General features: G+C 70.7%; 17 protein-coding genes. 13 read left to right on the forward strand and 4 right to left on the reverse strand.

Features of this window, described 5'->3' with window-relative positions; translation table 11 throughout:
- The first annotated feature begins 113 nt into the window (after positions 1-113).
- The 5 genes from AB0L53_RS10795 to AB0L53_RS10815 all read left to right on the forward strand — a co-directional run bounded on the left by AB0L53_RS10795 (position 114) and on the right by AB0L53_RS10815 (position 5,302).
- The gene (locus AB0L53_RS10795; protein ID WP_363992730.1) at positions 114-995 is read left to right on the forward strand and encodes a proline dehydrogenase family protein; all 882 of its coding nucleotides are present in this window, start codon (positions 114-116) and stop codon (positions 993-995) included.
- A 68-nt stretch (positions 996-1,063) separates the two neighbouring features.
- The gene (gene proC / locus AB0L53_RS10800) at positions 1,064-1,858 is read left to right on the forward strand and encodes a pyrroline-5-carboxylate reductase (protein WP_357954599.1); all 795 of its coding nucleotides are present in this window, start codon (positions 1,064-1,066) and stop codon (positions 1,856-1,858) included.
- A gap of 152 nt (positions 1,859-2,010) precedes the next feature.
- Positions 2,011-3,378 (forward strand): HlyD family efflux transporter periplasmic adaptor subunit, encoded by a 1,368-nt coding sequence (locus AB0L53_RS10805; RefSeq protein WP_363992731.1) that lies wholly within the window; start codon positions 2,011-2,013, stop codon positions 3,376-3,378.
- Positions 3,375-4,121: an ABC transporter ATP-binding protein gene (locus AB0L53_RS10810; RefSeq protein ID WP_363992732.1), complete on the forward strand. Its 747-nt coding sequence runs from the start codon at positions 3,375-3,377 to the stop codon at positions 4,119-4,121. The genes AB0L53_RS10805 and AB0L53_RS10810 overlap by 4 nt, the downstream gene beginning before the upstream one ends.
- Positions 4,118-5,302 (forward strand): ABC transporter permease, encoded by a 1,185-nt coding sequence (locus AB0L53_RS10815; protein WP_363992733.1) that lies wholly within the window; start codon positions 4,118-4,120, stop codon positions 5,300-5,302. The genes AB0L53_RS10810 and AB0L53_RS10815 overlap by 4 nt, the downstream gene beginning before the upstream one ends.
- A 45-nt stretch (positions 5,303-5,347) precedes the next feature.
- On the opposite strand, the gene AB0L53_RS10820 is transcribed toward AB0L53_RS10815, so the two are convergent.
- The 4 genes from AB0L53_RS10820 to AB0L53_RS10835 all read right to left on the reverse strand — a co-directional run bounded on the left by AB0L53_RS10820 (position 5,348) and on the right by AB0L53_RS10835 (position 8,886).
- Positions 5,348-6,088, reverse strand: coding sequence for an ABC transporter permease subunit (locus AB0L53_RS10820; RefSeq protein WP_363992734.1), 741 nt, complete (start codon positions 6,086-6,088; stop codon positions 5,348-5,350).
- Positions 6,085-6,975, reverse strand: a complete 891-nt coding sequence (locus AB0L53_RS10825; RefSeq protein WP_363992735.1) for an ABC transporter ATP-binding protein — start codon at positions 6,973-6,975, stop codon at positions 6,085-6,087. Before AB0L53_RS10825 ends, AB0L53_RS10820 begins: the two co-directional genes overlap by 4 nt.
- 79 nt (positions 6,976-7,054) lie before the next feature.
- Entirely contained in the window at positions 7,055-7,714 is a 660-nt protein-coding gene (locus tag AB0L53_RS10830; protein WP_358546627.1) for a response regulator transcription factor, read from the reverse strand.
- The gene (locus AB0L53_RS10835; RefSeq protein WP_363992736.1) at positions 7,711-8,886 is read right to left on the reverse strand and encodes a histidine kinase; all 1,176 of its coding nucleotides are present in this window, start codon (positions 8,884-8,886) and stop codon (positions 7,711-7,713) included. Before AB0L53_RS10835 ends, AB0L53_RS10830 begins: the two co-directional genes overlap by 4 nt.
- A gap of 136 nt (positions 8,887-9,022) precedes the next feature.
- Here AB0L53_RS10835 and AB0L53_RS10840 point away from each other — a divergent pair, with 136 nt between their 5' ends.
- The 8 genes from AB0L53_RS10840 to AB0L53_RS10875 all read left to right on the forward strand — a co-directional run bounded on the left by AB0L53_RS10840 (position 9,023) and on the right by AB0L53_RS10875 (position 15,630).
- A complete protein-coding gene (locus tag AB0L53_RS10840) occupies positions 9,023-10,186 on the forward strand; it encodes an acetoin utilization protein AcuC (RefSeq protein WP_363992737.1) in 1,164 nt (387 codons plus the stop codon).
- A gap of 8 nt (positions 10,187-10,194) precedes the next feature.
- Positions 10,195-10,977 carry a phosphatase gene (locus AB0L53_RS10845; protein ID WP_358546618.1) on the forward strand — a complete coding sequence of 261 codons (783 nt, stop codon included), beginning with the start codon at positions 10,195-10,197 and terminating at the stop codon, positions 10,975-10,977.
- 312 nt (positions 10,978-11,289) lie between these two features.
- Positions 11,290-11,493 (forward strand): helix-turn-helix domain-containing protein, encoded by a 204-nt coding sequence (locus AB0L53_RS10850; protein ID WP_026214222.1) that lies wholly within the window; start codon positions 11,290-11,292, stop codon positions 11,491-11,493.
- A 176-nt stretch (positions 11,494-11,669) separates the two neighbouring features.
- A complete protein-coding gene (locus AB0L53_RS10855) occupies positions 11,670-11,768 on the forward strand; it encodes an AURKAIP1/COX24 domain-containing protein (protein ID WP_018654693.1) in 99 nt (32 codons plus the stop codon).
- A 22-nt stretch (positions 11,769-11,790) separates the two neighbouring features.
- On the forward strand, positions 11,791-12,786 hold the full coding sequence (locus AB0L53_RS10860; protein ID WP_363992738.1) for an NAD-dependent epimerase/dehydratase family protein: 996 nt from the start codon (positions 11,791-11,793) through the stop codon (positions 12,784-12,786).
- A gap of 23 nt (positions 12,787-12,809) precedes the next feature.
- Positions 12,810-13,679 (forward strand): lysophospholipid acyltransferase family protein, encoded by an 870-nt coding sequence (locus AB0L53_RS10865; RefSeq protein WP_363992814.1) that lies wholly within the window; start codon positions 12,810-12,812, stop codon positions 13,677-13,679.
- Between the two features lie 106 nt (positions 13,680-13,785).
- Complete coding sequence (locus AB0L53_RS10870) at positions 13,786-14,784, forward strand: ThiF family adenylyltransferase (protein WP_363992739.1); 999 nt, start codon at positions 13,786-13,788, stop codon at positions 14,782-14,784.
- A gap of 51 nt (positions 14,785-14,835) precedes the next feature.
- The gene (locus AB0L53_RS10875; RefSeq protein WP_363992740.1) at positions 14,836-15,630 is read left to right on the forward strand and encodes an SDR family NAD(P)-dependent oxidoreductase; all 795 of its coding nucleotides are present in this window, start codon (positions 14,836-14,838) and stop codon (positions 15,628-15,630) included.
- Positions 15,631-15,699: the final 69 nt, after the last annotated feature.

The following is a 15,699-nucleotide window of genomic DNA, read 5'->3' on the forward strand; positions in this document are numbered from 1 at the left end:
CGGCCAGAAGAGTCGCTGTCATTGTGCGCATACCTCTTGGACGAATGGGACGGCTCGCAGGTTCAGCTACCGAATCCGGCGGGTATCGCGCCGGCGAAGTTAGGGTGGAACATGTGCTGCGTCAGGCCCTGCTAGCCCTATCCAGGAGCGACCTCGTCGAGCGGGTCGTCACCACCTCGCCGCTGACCAGAGACGTGGTCAGACGCTATGTCGCCGACGACGTCGAAGCGGTCGTCGCCCGGCTGACCCGCGACGGGCTGCTCGTCACCATCGCCCGCCTGGGCGAGGACGTCACCGACCGGACGCAGGTCGAGCGTGCGGTTCAGGGCTACCTCGCGCTGCTCGGCCGGCTGCCCCGCGACGCCGACGTGTCGGTCAAGCTGACCGCGCTGGGGCTGCGGCTGTCCGAGCGACTCGCGCTCGACAACGCGGCCACCGTCTGCGAGGCCGCCGCGGCCAGGGGAGTGACGGTCACCCTCGACGCCGAGGAGCACGACACGATCGCCAGGCTCGACTCCATGCACGCCACGCTGCGCAAGGAGCATCCCGAGTTGGGCATCGTGGTGCAGGCGTACCTGCCGGACGCCCGTGAGCGCTGCGAGCGGCTCGACGGCGCCCGCGTACGGCTCTGCAAGGGCGCCTACAGCGCGCCCGGCGCCCTCACCTCCCGGGCCGACATCGACCGGTCGTTCGCGCGCTGCCTCAAGGTGCTGATGGCGGGCACCGGCTACCCCATGGTCGCCACGCACGACCCGCGGCTGGTGGAGATCGCCTCGGCGCTGGCCGTACTCACCGGGCGGGACGCGACGGGCTTCGAGTATCAGATGCTGTACGGCGTGCGGCCCGCCGAGCAGGCCCGGCTGGCCGGGCTCGGCGCGCAGGTGCGCGTCTACGTGCCCTATGGCGCCGACTGGTACGCCTACCTCATGCGCCGCCTCGCCGAGCGCCCGCGCAACCTGGCCTTCTTCGCCCGGTCGCTGGTGAGCCGCCACTAGCTTCGGTGGGCCGGCACTAGCTTCGCCCGGTCGCCGGTCGGCCGGCACCGGCTCGGTAGGCTACCGGGGTGATTGCGATTCTGGGCACGGGCAAGATGGGCGAGGCCCTCCTGTCCGGGCTGCTGCGAGCGGGGTTCGATCCGGGCGACATCATGGCGACGTCCCGCAGGCCGGAGCGGGCGCAGGCGCTGCGCGAGGCCTACGGCGTGCGGACCGTGACCAACACCGAGGCCGCCAAGGCCGCGGAGACGATCATCCTGGCGGTCAAGCCGCAGGACATGGCGGCGCTGCTGGCCGAGATCGCCCCGTACGTCCCCGCCGACCGACTGGTGATCACCGCCGCGGCGGGCATCACCAGCGCCTTCGTCGAGCAGCGTCTCGGCGTCGAGGTGCCGGTCGTCAGGGTGATGTCCAACACGCCGATCCGCTTCGACGAGGCGATGAGCGTGATCTCGGCGGGCGCCCACGCGAGCGAGGAGCACCTCCAGCACACCGAGGACCTGCTCAAGCCGGTCGGCAAGGTGCTGCGCATCCCCGAGTCGCAGCAGGACGCGGCCACCGCGCTGTCGGGCAGCGGGCCCGCCTACTTCTTCTACCTGGTCGAGGCCATGGTCGACGCGGGGATCCTGCTCGGCATGCCCAGGGCCGCCGCGCTCGACATGGTCACCCAGTCGATCGTCGGCGCCGCGGTGATGCTGCGCGACTCGGGCGAGCACCCGGTGATCCTTCGCGAGGCGGTCACCTCGCCCGGCGGCACCACGATCGCGGCGATCGCCGAGCTCGAACGCCACAGCGTCCGCGCCGCCTTCCTGGCCGCCATCGAGGCCGCCCGCGACCGGAGCCGCGAGCTGGCCTCAGGCTGAGCCTCGGGCTGGGCTCGGGCTGAGCCTCGGGCTGGGCTCGGGCTGAGTCGCGAGCCGGCCCCGGGCTGGGGCCGGAGTGAGTCCGGGCTGTGTCCGGGCCGAGATCGGGAGGCCCAAGCCACCCCGGGCACCCTGCTCCTACGATGGGTCGGGTGACGATCCGTCGCGGCATCCCCCCGCTGCTCGTCCTGCTCGCGCTGACCGGCTGCTCGGCCGAGGCACCGGCCGCCGTACAACTGGCCGACGTCAAGCGCGCCCCCGTCACCGAGGTCGTAGAGGCGCCCGCCACCATCGGCGCCCGCGCCACGGCCACCCTCCGCTCGCCCGCCCAGGGCACGATCGCCCACCTGTACGTACGCGAAGGCGACCACGTGCGCAAGGGCCAGATCGTGGCCAAGATCCGTTCGCCGCAGGCCCAGGACCAGCTCAAGCAGGCCCGGCGGGCGTCGAAGTCGGCCGCGCCCGCGACCCCGAGCCTGGGCCGCCCGAACGTCCGGCTCGCCTCCTTCGACACCGGCGCGTTCGACCGCAAGGTGGCCGCGCACTTCGCCAAGGCGCGCAGGGAGGCGAAGAAGATCGACGACGCCCAGGCCCGCAGGCAGCTGCTCAGCGCCATCGGCCTGGCCGAGGCCCAGCACAAGGCGCAGACCAGGGCCCTGAAGTCGATCACCGCGCAGCTCAACCGGTCGATCAACAGCGTGCTGGCCGGGGTCACCAGCGGGTTCGGCGGGCTGACGTCGTCCATGGCGTCGTTGCAGGCGGCCTCCAAGTCCCAGGCGAAGGCCGCGGTCAAGGCGGCGGAGAGCGCGGTGAAGTCGCTCACCGTCAAGGCGCCGTTCGGCGGGGTGGTCACGCTCGGCCGGCCTTCGGGCGGCGGCGCGGCAAGCAGCCTGAACGGCCTGCTCAGCCAGCTGCCCACCGGCGGCCAGCAGTTGCCCGCCGACACCTCCGGCGGCTCGGCGAGCGGTGGCACGCCGGTGGCGACCGGTGTTCCCGTGTCGGCGGGCGACCCGATCGTCACCGTCACGGACATCTCCGAGCTCACCCTCTCCGCCGACATCGACGAGACCGACGTGCTGCTGGTCAAGAAGGGCACCAAGGCCACGGTCGAGCTCGACGCGGTCCCCGGCGCGGCCTACACCGCGCGGGTGACGGGCGTCGGCGTGACGCCGATGCCCGGCACGACGGGTGGCGTCAGCTACCCGGTGCAGCTCACGCTCGGCGCGGGCCGGTTCGACGACGGCGCCGCGGCGCCCACCCCCAAACCGGGTATGAGCGCGGTGACGCGGCTGACGGTCCGCGAGTCGCCCGCCGCCATCGCGGCCCCGGCCTCCGCGATCGTCTCCAGCGGGCGCGAGAGCGTGGTCTGGGTGGTCAGGAACGGTACGGCGGAGCGCCGCGTGGTCAAGCTCGGCGCCCAGGGAGAGGCGGTGGTCGAGGTGCTGACCGGACTGTCGGTCGGTGACCGGATCGTGGTCAAGGGCGCGGACTCGGTACGGCAAGGGCAGCAACTGCCATGACCGCCGCCGCGTCGGACGCCGCTTTGGAAGCCGTCGATCTCACCAGGCGCTACCAGCTCGACGGCGTCGCCGTGGAGGCGTTGCGCGGTGTGTCGCTGCGCATCGGCCGCGGCGAGTTCGTGGCCATCATCGGGCCGTCCGGGTCCGGCAAGTCCACGCTGATGCACTTACTCGGCTGCCTCGACCGGCCCACATCCGGGCGGCTCCGGGTGAACGGGGTGGAGATGTCCCAGCTGTCCGACACCCAGCTGGCCGAGCTGCGCAACAAGACCATCGGGTTCGTGTTCCAGTCGTTCCACCTGCTGGCCAGGACCACGGCGCTGGAGAACGTGGCGCTACCGCTGGTCTACCGGGGGGTCGGGAAGGCCGAGCGCCGGTCCAGGGCGCGGGCCGCGCTGGAGGCGGTGGGTCTGGGGCACCGGATGGAGCACCGGCCCTCGCAGATGTCCGGCGGCGAGCAGCAGCGCGTGGCGATCGCCAGGGCGCTGGTGGGCGAGCCGAAGGTGCTGCTGGCCGACGAGCCGACGGGCAATCTCGACACCCGCAACGGCGCCGAGGTCATGGCCATACTCGACCGGCTCAACAATGACAGCGGGGTGGCCGTGGTACTGGTCACGCACGAGCCGGAGGTCGCGGGGCACGCCCGGCGGCAGATCCACGTACGCGATGGGCTGATCGAGCTGGACACCGGCGCCCGGGAAAGCGCGGAGAGCGAGCAGAGGGACGGCGGCGGCGCGGGGTGAGGGGGCGCGAGGCGTTCGGCATGGCGCTGGAGGCGCTGCGGGTCAACCGGATGCGCAGCGTCCTGACCATGCTCGGGGTCGTCATCGGCGTGCTCGCCGTGGTGATCCTGGTGGCCGTCGGCACCGGCGCGAAGGACGCGGTGGAGAAGGAGATCTCCGGCCTGGGCACCAACATCATCCTGGTCGTCCCGGGCCGGCTCACCGTGGGCGCGGCGCCGACCCAGAGCAAGCTCAACCTGGCCGACGTCGCGTACGTGCGGCGCGTGGTCGGCGACCCGGCCAAGGTGACGGTGTCTCTGCAGTCGGGCGAGACCGTACGGGTCGGCGGGACCGAGGCGTTCGTCACGATCGTCGGCACCGACCAGAACCTCACCAACATCTTCGACCGCCCGCTCGACAAGGGCCGCCACCTGAGCGGGACCGACGTCGACACCCGGCGCCGGGTCGCCGTGCTCGGCTCCGAGGTGGCCGACAAGCTGTTCGGCGACCTCGACCCGATCGGGCGGCAGCTGACGATCTCCGGGGCGCGATTCCGGGTGGTCGGCGTCTACGCCAAGATCGGCCAGACCTTCGGGGTCTCGCGCGACCAGGAGGTGCACATCCCGGTGACGACGGCCCAGCGGCTGCTCGGCATCGCCAGGGTCAACGGCATCGCGGTAGGCGCGTCCGGGCCCGACGAGATCGAGCCGCTCCAGAGCCGGGTCGTGGCGGCGCTGACCGACAGGTATCCGGGGGAGAAGTTCTCGGCCGTCACGCAGACCCAGCTGCTCGGCACGATCGGTAGCGTGCTCGGCATGCTCACCGGCGTGCTGGCCGCGATCGCCGGCATCTCGCTGCTGGTGGGCGGCGTGGGCGTGTCCAACATCATGCTGGTCAGCGTCCGGGAGCGGACCCGTGAGATCGGGCTGCGCAAGGCGCTCGGGGCCAGGCAGCGCGACATACTGACCCAGTTCCTGATCGAGGCGGTACTGCTGACGACGATCGGCGGCGTCATCGGGATCCTGCTCGGCGTCGGCGGCGCCCTCGCCATCCAGGCGCTCACGCCGGTGCCCGCCTCGATCACCTGGTGGTCGATCGCGCTGGCGTTCGGCGTCTCGGCGGCGGTGGGCGTGTTCTTCGGCGTCGCGCCCGCGCGGAGGGCCGGCCGGTTGGACCCGGTCATCGCCCTCCGCGCCGAGTGACGTGCTTGGTGATGTGTTGAGCGGCGTGCTGAGTGAGTGACGCGGTTACGCGTCGCGGCGCCGCATCAGCACGGCGCCCGCGATCATCGCGACCGCCACCCAGGCGAGGTAGACCGCGAACCCGCTCCACGGGCCCAAGGAGCCACGGCTGTCGCCGGACACGACCAGCAAGCCGGCGTTCGTGGTGAAGTATTCGGCCACGGTCCTGCCCCACTGGCCCGGGAGCTGGATCGCGACCGTGGGCAGCACCATGATCAGCGAGATGGCCGACACGATCGCGCCCGGCGTGTGCCTGATCAGCGTGCCCAGCCCCAGCCCGAACAGCCCGCACGCGGTCAGGTAGAGACCGGACCCGAGCGTAGCCCGCGCCACCTCCCCCATCTCGATGGACGGCGGCTGGGCGATCGCCAAACCGACGCCCACCGCGACGGCCGACGCGACCAGGCAGACGACCAGCGACACCGCGACGAACACCACGACCTTGCCGGTCAGCAGGCGCATGCGCTGGGGCACGGCCATGAGCGAGGTGCGGATGCCCCCGGTACGGTATTCGCTGGAGATCACCAGAACACCCAGGGTGGCCATGGAGATCGAGGCCATCATCGCCCCGGTCAGGCTGAACATGATCGCCTCCGAGCCCGAGCCCGGTCTCGTGGCCATGCCCTTGGCCGAGGCATTGAGGAGGATGGAGAAGCCCAGCATCAGCACGGCGGTGGTGGCCAGGGTCCACACCGTCGAGCGGACGGAGCGGATCTTGGTCCATTCGGAGCGAAAAATGTCGATCATGATGAGTACTCCAGGCTGTCCTTTGTGAGCTCCATGTAGGCCGCTTCGAGCGAGGGCTGGACGAGCGTCAGCTCCTCCAGCGGCAACCCGGCCCGCGCGGTGATCGTGCCGATCTCCAGCGGCGTCACCCCGGTCACCCTCAGGTGGTCGGCGTGCAGGTCACCGACCTTGAGCAGATCGGCCACCTCGGCCAGGCGGGGTGAGCGCACCCGTACGTACGACTGCGAGCTGCGCCCGATGAACTCCGACATGCTCGTGTCGGCGATCAGCGCGCCCTTGCCGATCACCACCAGGTGGTCGGCCGTCTGCGCCATCTCGCTCATCAGGTGGCTGGAGACGAACACCGTGCGCCCCTCGGCCGCCAGCTTCCGCATGAACGTGCGGATCCACAGGATGCCGTCCGGGTCCAGCCCGTTGACGGGCTCGTCGAAGAGCAGGATCTCCGGATCGCCGAGCAGCGCGGCGGCGATGCCGAGCCGCTGCGACATGCCGAGCGAGAACCCGCCGACCCGCCGCTTGGCCACCTTGGTCAGGCCGACCACCTCCAGCACCTCCTCCACCCTGCTCGCCGGGATGGCGTTGGTCTGCGCGATGGCCAGCAGGTGGTTGCGGGCGCTGCGCCCGCCGTGCACGGCCTTGGCGTCGAGCAGCGCGCCGACCTTGCGCAGCGGGTGCCGCAGCTCCCCGTACGGCCTGCCGTCCACGAGGGCCGACCCGCCCGACGGATGGTCCAGGCCGAGGATCATGCGCATGGTCGTCGACTTCCCGGCGCCGTTCGGTCCCAGGAACCCGGTCACCTGGCCGGGCTCGACGTCGAAGGACAGGTCCGCCACGGCCGCGGTGCCGCCGTAGCGCTTGCTCAGGTTCGTTGCCCGGATCGCGGTCATGATCCAAGCGTGGCCGTACGGGAACGGGATTTCGTCCTGCTGGAGGACCGTTGCGGGCGCGGCCTCTGGGACCCTGCTCCTACTCTCCAGGGGTGATCAGCGCCGCCTCGTAGGCCACGATCACCGCCTGAGCCCGGTCCCGGACGCCGATCTTGGCGAACAGGTTCGTCACGTGGTTCTTGACGGTCGAGGGGGAGACGTCCAGCTCCTCGGCGATCTCCGCGTTGGACCTGCCGCGGGCGATCAGGACGAGCGTCTCGCGTTCGCGCTCGGTCAAGCCGTCCAGCGTCGTGGGGGCCGCCCGGCGACGCGGCCGCGCCGCCCGTACGAACGTGCCGATCAGGCGGGTCAGCAGGCGCGGCGCCACGGCGGACTCGCCGCGGTGCACCACACGGACGCCCTCGACCAGCTCCTCGGGGGAGACGTCCTTGGGCAGGAACCCGGCGGCGCCCGCCCGCAGGGCCGCCACCACGTTCTCGTCCAGGTCGAACGTGCTCAGCGCGAGCACCCGCACACCGGGCGACTCCACGGTGATCCGTTCGGTCGCGCGTACCCCGTCGAGGCCCGGCATGTGCAGGTCCATCAGCACCACGTCCGGGCGCAGCCGCTCGCACAGCGCGACCGCCTCCGCGCCGTCGGCCGCCTGGCCCACCACGCGCATGTCCGGCTGGGCGTCGAGCATGAGCTGGAAGCCCTTGCGCACCAGCGCGTGGTCGTCGGCCAGCAGTACGGTGATCACGTCGTCTCCAGGGGAATGCGGGCGCGCACCAGGAAGCCGCCCTCCAAACGGGGGCCCGTACGCAGCAGGCCGCCGCACAGCGTCACGCGCTCGGCCATCCCATCCAGCCCGAACCCCGGGGCCGGGGCGGTCCGGCCGCTCGCCGCGGGCAGGCCGTCGTCGATGACCTCCACCTCGACCGCCTCGCTCTCGTAGGCCAGCCGGACGCTGGCCCGCGCCCCCACGGTGTGCTTGCGGGTGTTGGTCAGCGCCTCCTGCACGATCCGGTAGACGGCGTGGTCGACGGCCGCCGGCAGCGTGACGGGCTCGCCGATCACGGTCAGGCTCGTAGGCAGCCCGGCGGTCGCGGCCTCTTGGACCAGCGCCGACAGCCGGGCGGCGCCCACCCCGGTCGCGGCGTCGGCGCCCCCCTCGATCCTGAGCAGCCCGTCCGTGGTGAAAACGCCGCCGGCTCCGACCGGGTCGTCGGCCCTGAGCACGTTGAGGAGCTGGCGCATCTCCGCCAGCGCCTGGCGCGCGGTCCGCTCCGCCCCGGCCAGGGCGTCATGGGCGGCGTCCTCGCTCGGCGGCAGGGTGGCCCTGGCGCCGCCGACCAGCACGTTGATGACGCTGATGTGGTGGGCCACGACATCGTGCAGTTCCCTGGCGATGCGCCGCCGCTCGGCGCGGACCGCGCTCTCGGTGGCCTCCCGCTGGCCGCGCTCCCTGAGCTCGGTGCGCACTCTGACGAGCTGCCCGACGACTATGGGGGCCAGCGGGTACAACCCGGCCATCCAAGAGCCGGGCACCGGCCTGATCAGGTGGTGGGCCAGGCCGTAGACCACGCTCTCGCCGACTGCGGTGAGCGCGGCGGTCCTGCCCGGTGTGTAGCGGCCCACGCTGTAGAAGGCGATCGTCGAGGAGATGTTGGCCGACGCCACGATGCCGGCGGCCATGCCGAAGATCTCACCGACGGTCTCGATCGCGGCGACCGTGACGGGCCGGCTCCGCCGTAACAGCAGCGGGAACGTACTGAGGATGAAGAGGGCGGCGCCCTCGCCGACGTCCGGGTAGCCCTGGCGCAGCACGGAGACCAGGCCGACGCTCGCGGCCCCGGCGAGCACGGTCACCAGCGTGATGTCGAAGACGCGCGGACGCTTGAAGAAGCGCCATGCGGCCGTGATGCGTCGCATGAAGCGCATGATCCAACCCTATGCGGCACTTATTGAAAAGCGGCGATATTTCGCCGGAACAGCCTCCGTCACCGTCTGGACGCGGCCTGTTGACGCTGCGGTAACGTCGCTCCAAGGGCGAGGGACGGGAGCGGGAATGAGTTCTACGGCACGGGCCATCTGGGACGATGCTCTCACTTCCTACGATTTCGGGCCGAGCCATCCACTGGCGCCCGTCAGGGTGGAGCTGACGATGGCGCTCGCCCGTGAGCTCGGCGTGCTGGACAAGATCGAGGTGGTCGGCTGTGTGCCCGCCACCGACGACGAACTGGCCATGGTGCACCGGCGCGACTACATCGAGGCCGTCAAGCGCGTCTCCGCCTCCGGTGGGGCCGACCTGTCTGTGGGGCTCGGCACGTCCGACAATCCGGCCTTCAAGGGCGTACACGATGCCTCCGCGCTCATCGCGGGCGCGACGCTCGCGGCCGCCCGCGCGGTCTGGGAGGGCACGGCCGAGCACGCGGTCAACATCGCCGGCGGTCTGCACCACGCGATGCCCGGTAACGCCAGTGGCTTCTGCGTCTACAACGATCCGGGGCTGGCCATCGCCTGGCTGCTCGCGCAGGGGGTCGGCCGCATCGCCTACGTGGACGTCGACGTGCACCACGGCGACGGCGTGCAGGCGATGTTCTACGACGACCCCCGGGTGCTGACGATCAGCCTGCACGAGAGCCCGCGCACGCTGTTCCCCGGCACCGGCTATCCGGGAGAGACCGGCGCGGAGGGCACGGCGGTCAACGTGGCGCTGCCCGCGGGCTGCGGAGACGAGGGCTGGCTGCGGGCCTTCGACGCGGTCGTGCCGCCGCTGCTGCGCGAGTTCCGGCCGGAGATCCTGGTGACCCAGCACGGCTGTGACAGCCACGCGCTCGACCCGCTCGCCAACCTGATGCTCAGCCTCGACGGCCAGCGCACCGCCTACTCCGCCCTGCACCGGCTGGCGCACGAGACGGCTGGCGGCCGGTGGATCGCGACGGGCGGGGGCGGCTACGAGCTGGTCCAGGTGGTGCCGCGGGCCTGGACGCACTTGATGGCCGAGCTGTCCGGGCATCCGCTCGACCCGGCCACCCAGACACCCCCGGCCTGGCGGGCGTTCGTACGGGAGCGGACGGGCGAGACGCCCCCGCTGACCATGACGGATGGCAGAAATCCGGAATTTCGTGACCTAGCTGGTGGTTATGACCCAGCAGACCCCATCGACCGTGCGGTCATGGCGACCCGACAGGCGGTCTTCCCCCTGCACGGCCTCGACCCGATGCCTTAGGGAGAGCTGTGCTCAGCCGCGACCAACTCCGCGAACACCTGGTCCGCACCCGGATCGCCGGCGAGGTCGCCACGTCGCGCGAGAACAATCTCGACCACTACAGCTCGGTGGCCAACCGCGATCCCTATTACCTGCTGGGACTGACCCTTGAGCAGCCGTGGTCGTTCCGGGACGTCCTCGCGCAGATGGTCAAGGCGGCGGGCGTGCAGGCCGACGCGGGACACCGCTGGGGCCAGGACACCATCGACCCCGACCTGACGATCGACGCGCTCGACGCCATGGCCGACCGGATCGCCGGCGTGCTGTCGCGGGACAAGCCGCGGCTGCTGTTCGCCACCGGGCACCCCACGGGCCTGCTCGTCGTCCACCTCGCGCTCGCCCGGCTCGCGGTGGAGCGCGGGGCGACGCTGCTGACGCCGGCGGAGGGCTGGACCTACTCCGGGTCGGGTTTCGGACGCGCCCGTAAGATCCGCTACCTCCAGGACATCGCCATGCTCGACGACAAGGGCGGATTCGTGCACACCCACGACTCCGCCCCGATGGAGCGGATGCTGACCGTACTGGGCGAGGTCACGCCGGACCTCGTCATCGCCGACCACGGCTGGGCGGGAGCGGCTGGAGAGGCGGGTGTGCCGACGGTGGCGTTCGCCGACAGCAACGATCCCGGACTCTTCCTAGGCGAGGCCGAGGGCAAGATCGACGTGGTCGTACCTCTGGATGACAATGTGCTACCGCGCTACTACGAGCCGCTGATCGCCCATCTGGTCACACGAGCCTCACAGGCCCTTTGAGTTCAATTCGGTCATCCCCATACCGTCTTTTCGCGCCTGCATTCCGAGAGGCTCGCAGTCCCTTTGCCAACTTTTGATGGGGCCTGGGCGACTCTTATGTGTGACAAGTTGGACAGTTCCAACGTCCAGGCGAGGTGCTCAAGCCAGTGGTTAACCAGCGATTTTGCTGGTTTGGCTGACAGGTAGCTCCGTCAGCTGAGAAAATAGGGGGTTTGCGCTGTCGGAGTCCCGACTTACGCTGACGGCAGTACACGTGCGTGAGCAGTGGCACCAGTGGGGATAACCCGTAAACACGTGCGGAAGAGGCGTCCGATGGGTGCAGGCGAAAGACCTCTCAGTGAGGTGAAGTTCCTGACGGTGGCGGAAGTGGCCACGGTCATGCGGGTGTCCAAGATGACGGTGTACCGCCTGGTGCACTCTGGCGAGCTGCCGGCCATCCGAGTCGGCCGGTCGTTCAGGGTGCCCGAGCAGGCGGTCCACGACTATCTGCGGGAGGCCTACATCGAGGCAGGGTAGATCTTGAGGTAGCGGCGTATGCCACACGCCGTGAATGCCGTCGTGGGAGACGCCCGGCCGCCACCGAGCGGCCGGGCTCACCCCCAGGGGGCGATCCACAGCCGATCGCCGGTAGTCTGTGATCCGGTGTGCGCTCGCGCATCGGTTCAGATCTGCTATCAGTACCTGGGGGTCCCGTGGGCTCTGTGATCAAGAAGCGCCGCAAGCGGATGGCCAAGAAGAAGCACCGCAAGCTGCTCAAGAAGACGCGCATCCAGCGGCGCAACAAGAAGTAACAGACGCAGCTGCGAGGCGCTGATGACCCACACCGTGCTCGTCACCGGGGTCTCGCGCCACGTGGGCGCTCGGATGGCGAGCGTGCTCGCCGCCGACCCGGACATCAGTCGCGTCATCGGAGTGGACACCGTGCCGCCCCCCTCGCTGACGCGAGATGGCGGCATCTCCCTCGGCCGGACGGAGTTCGTCCGGGTCGATCTGCGCAGCCCCGACATCGCTCAGGTGATCGCGGCTGCCGACATCGACACCGTTGTGCACATGAGCCTGGTCAGCGCTCCGTCGCGGGGCGCGGGCAGGGCCGTGATGAAGGAGCACAACGTCATCGGCACCATGCAGTTGCTCGGTGCCTGCCAGCGGTCGGCGACCGTGCGGCGCGTGGTGGTCCGCTCGACCACCGCCGTCTACGGTTCGTCGCCTCGGGATCCGGCGGTGTTCACGGAGGACCTGGAGCCGCACGACGGCCCGAGCCACGGCTACGCCAAGGACGCGGCCGAGGTGGAGGGCTACGTGCGCGGTTTCGCGCGCCGCCGGCCCGACATGGCGGTCTCGCTGCTGCGCTTCGCCAACTTCATGGGTCCCGGCGTCGACTCGCCGCTCACCCGCTACTTCACCCAGCCGGTGCTGCCGACCGTGTTCGGCTTCGACCCGCGGTTGCAGTTCGTCCATGAGGACGACGCGATCGAGGTGCTGCGGCGGATGGCGACCGAAGATCACCCCGGCACGTACAACGTGGCCGGGGCAGGCGTGTTGCTGCTGTCGCAGTGCGCGCGCCGGGCTGGGCGGCTGTCGCTGCCGCTGTTCGCGCCCGCCTTCCGCCTGCTGGGCGATGCCGCGCGCCGCGCCGGGCTGGTCGACTACTCGCCCGAGCAGGTCCGGCTGATGAGCCATGGCCGGGCGGTCGACTGCTCCAGGCTGGAGGCCGAGCTGGGCTGGAAGCCCAAGTTCACCACCGGAGCGGCTTTCGACGACTTTCTGCTCTCGCGGGGGCTGCACCCGCTCGGAGGTGTGCGGCATTGAGCGTTCCGGACGACGAGGCCCGCGTGATCCCCATCAGCTCGGCACCCTCCTTCGAGGAGCCGGAGCCGCTCGCCAGGCTGCTGGCCTTCATCCGGCGGCGCATCACCGGCGACTACGAGGTCGACGAGTTCGGCTATGACGCCGAGCTGACGGACAAGGTGCTGCTGGAGCTGATCAGGCCCCTCTACCACCACTGGTTCAGGGTCGAGACGGTCGATCTGAAGAACGTGCCCGAGGAGGGCGGCGCGCTGGTCGTGGCCAACCACTCCGGCACGCTGCCGGTCGACGCGCTGATGATGCAGGTGGCGCTGCACGACGAGGCGGACCGGCCGCTGCGGCTGCTCGGCGCCGACCTGGTCTACCAGCTTCCGATGCTCGCCCACCTGTCGCGCAAGACCGGCCACACGCTGGCCTGCCGCGAGGACGCCGACCGGCTGCTGCGCAAGGGCGAGCTGGTCGGGGTGTTCCCCGAGGGGTTCAAGGGCGTCGGCAAGCCGTTCTCCGAGCGCTACAAGCTGCAGCGCTTCGGCCGTGGCGGGTTCGTCGCGTCGGCGATCCGCGCCGGGGTGCCGATCCTGCCCACCGCCATCGTGGGCGCCGAGGAGATCTACCCCAAGATCGGCGACCTGCCGACGCTGGCCAGGCTGCTCGGCCTGCCCTATCTGCCGATCACCCCGCTCTTCCCGCTGCTCGGCCCGCTCGGCCTGGTGCCGCTGCCGTCGAAGTGGATGATCCAGTTCGGGGAGCCCATCCGTACCGACGAGTACGACGCGGCGGACGCCGACGATCCGGTGCTGGTGTTCAACCTCACCGATCACATCCGCGAGATCATCCAGCAGATGCTCAACGAGCTGAGGCTGCGCCGCGGTCCCGCATTTCCGCCATTCTTCTGAACTCAACAGAATCTTGACATGATCGGTCAAGCCATCAAGGATGGGGAAACCGAGCAAGGCAAGACGGCGGCTGGACACCCATGGGTTCGACACCTAGGGAGCGTGCATGAGACGGCTCGTCGACTCCGTGCTTGTCACGAACGCCGGCGACCAGGTGATCCTGTCGACCGGCTCACGTGACGGATTATCGCTGCGGGGCGACCTCGACCGCGTCGAGCAGGCGGTCACGCTGCTGCGGGACGGCGTCGACGACAGTGACATCCACGCGGACCGGCTGCTGGCCGACCTGGTGGCGGCGCTGACGCACATGGGGTGGCTCACCTCGGAGCCGCCGCAGTCGGCGGCCGAGTCCACGGGCCGGCTCGCCCGCCAGCACGGCTACCTGACGCTGTTCGCCCCCGACGCGCGCGAGCTCCAGTCGCGGATCGCCGCCCGCTCGATCATGCTCCTCGGCGTGGGCGGCATCGGCGCGGTCGCGGCCCAGCACCTGGGCGCCGCCGGGGTGGGCCGCATCGTGGCCGTCGATCCCGACGTGGTCGAGCTGCACAACCTCAACCGGCAGCTGCCGTACACGACGAGGGATGTGGGCGTGCCCAAGGTCGACGCGCTCAGCGCGCGGCTGCGCGACTTCGCGCCCGAGACCGAGGTGGTGTCCGTACGGCGGCGCGTCGCCAGTGCGGCCGACCTCGACGGCCTGCCGCACGTGGACCTCGTCCTCATCGGCGCCGACGAGCCCGCCGAGCTGGCCGACACGGTCTGGCGGTGGTGCCGCGAACGTGATGTGGCCATGAGCCGCGCCGCGGTCGCCCACGAGCACGGCCACTGGGGCCCGCTGCTGTCGCCCCGCGAGGGGCACTGCCACACCTGCTTCGAGTACGCCCGTGAGGCCGGGTTGTCGCGCGAGCGGCGGCTGGAGGGCGGTCACGGCCCCACGCCGTGGTCGTTCGGCGCCACCAACACGGTCATCGCGGCCTGGGCCGTGCACGACATCGTCCAGTACATCGCCACGTCCGAGTGCCCCACGCTCAACCGCCGCGCCCACCTGGACTTCGCCCACGGTGAGCTGCACTTCCTCGACGGCCCCCGCTGCACCTGCAACCAGTAGCGGGCCGCCGGTGTTCTCCGACTGAGAGCACACCGGAAGCGAAGGAAAACTATGGATCTGCAACTTACCGGCCGCGTCGCCATCGTCACCGGGGCGTCGAAGGGCATCGGCCTGGCCGTGACACAGACCCTGATCGAGGAGGGCGCCCACGTCGTCGCGGCCTCCAGGACCCGCACCCCCGAACTGCCTGACAAGGCGGTGCACGTGCCGGTCGACCTGATGGACCCCCAGGCGCCCGCCGAGGTGGTCGCCCGCGCGGTCGAGGAGTTCGGGCGCGTGGACATCCTGGTCAACAACGCCGGTGGCCCGCCGCCCGGCGTGACGCTGCCGCACGCCGGGTTCATGACCTCGGACGACGACACCTGGCGGGGGATGTTCGAGTTCAACCTGTTCTCGGTCATCCGGATGATCCGCTCCGCCGTACCGGTGATGCTGGAGGGTGGCGGCGGCGCGATCGTCAACGTCTCCTCCGTCACCGCCCGGCAGCCTTCGGCGGTGAACATGGACTACGGCGCGGCCAAGTCGGCCCTCACCTTCATCAGCAAGGCGGTCGACGAGGAGTACGGCCCGCAGGGCATCCGGGTCAACACCGTCTCTCCCGGGCCCGTGCTCACCCCCTGGTGGACCGACGAGGGCGGCGCGGCGGACGTCTTCGGGAGCATGGTCGGCGCCGACCGGGACAGCGTGATCACCAAGGTGGCCCCGGAGATGATGAAGCTGACGACCGGCCGCCTGGTCACCCCGCAGGAGGTCGCCGACGCGATCGCGCTCCTGGTCTCGCCCCGCTCCGGCAGCACGGCGGGCGCCGACCTCGTGATCGACGGAGGTTGCGTCAAGGAGGTGTGAGCGCAAACTCCGCGGCTTGCAGCGGCCCGCTGAACGCGGACCACTGTGAACCTGAACGGCGGGTTGTGG

Origin of the sequence: Nonomuraea sp. NPDC052129, assembly GCF_040680095.1 — a bacterium.
Classification (GTDB): Bacteria; Actinomycetota; Actinomycetes; order Streptosporangiales; family Streptosporangiaceae; genus Nonomuraea.

What these genes read in the sequence shown, in the direction of transcription:
- AB0L53_RS10810 (WP_363992732.1), top strand. Translation starts at nt 3,375, where the DNA reads ATGACCGCCGCCGCGTCGGACGCCGCTTTGGAAGCCGTCGATCTCACC.
- AB0L53_RS10820 (WP_363992734.1), bottom strand. Translation starts at nt 6,088, where the DNA reads ATGATCGACATTTTTCGCTCCGAATGGACCAAGATCCGCTCCGTCCGC.
- AB0L53_RS10825 (WP_363992735.1), bottom strand. Translation starts at nt 6,975, where the DNA reads ATGACCGCGATCCGGGCAACGAACCTGAGCAAGCGCTACGGCGGCACC.
- AB0L53_RS10835 (WP_363992736.1), bottom strand. Translation starts at nt 8,886, where the DNA reads ATGCGACGCATCACGGCCGCATGGCGCTTCTTCAAGCGTCCGCGCGTC.
- AB0L53_RS10840 (WP_363992737.1), top strand. Translation starts at nt 9,023, where the DNA reads ATGAGTTCTACGGCACGGGCCATCTGGGACGATGCTCTCACTTCCTAC.
- AB0L53_RS10850 (WP_026214222.1), top strand. Translation starts at nt 11,290, where the DNA reads ATGGGTGCAGGCGAAAGACCTCTCAGTGAGGTGAAGTTCCTGACGGTG.
- AB0L53_RS10860 (WP_363992738.1), top strand. Translation starts at nt 11,791, where the DNA reads ATGACCCACACCGTGCTCGTCACCGGGGTCTCGCGCCACGTGGGCGCT.
- AB0L53_RS10870 (WP_363992739.1), top strand. Translation starts at nt 13,786, where the DNA reads ATGAGACGGCTCGTCGACTCCGTGCTTGTCACGAACGCCGGCGACCAG.
- AB0L53_RS10875 (WP_363992740.1), top strand. Translation starts at nt 14,836, where the DNA reads ATGGATCTGCAACTTACCGGCCGCGTCGCCATCGTCACCGGGGCGTCG.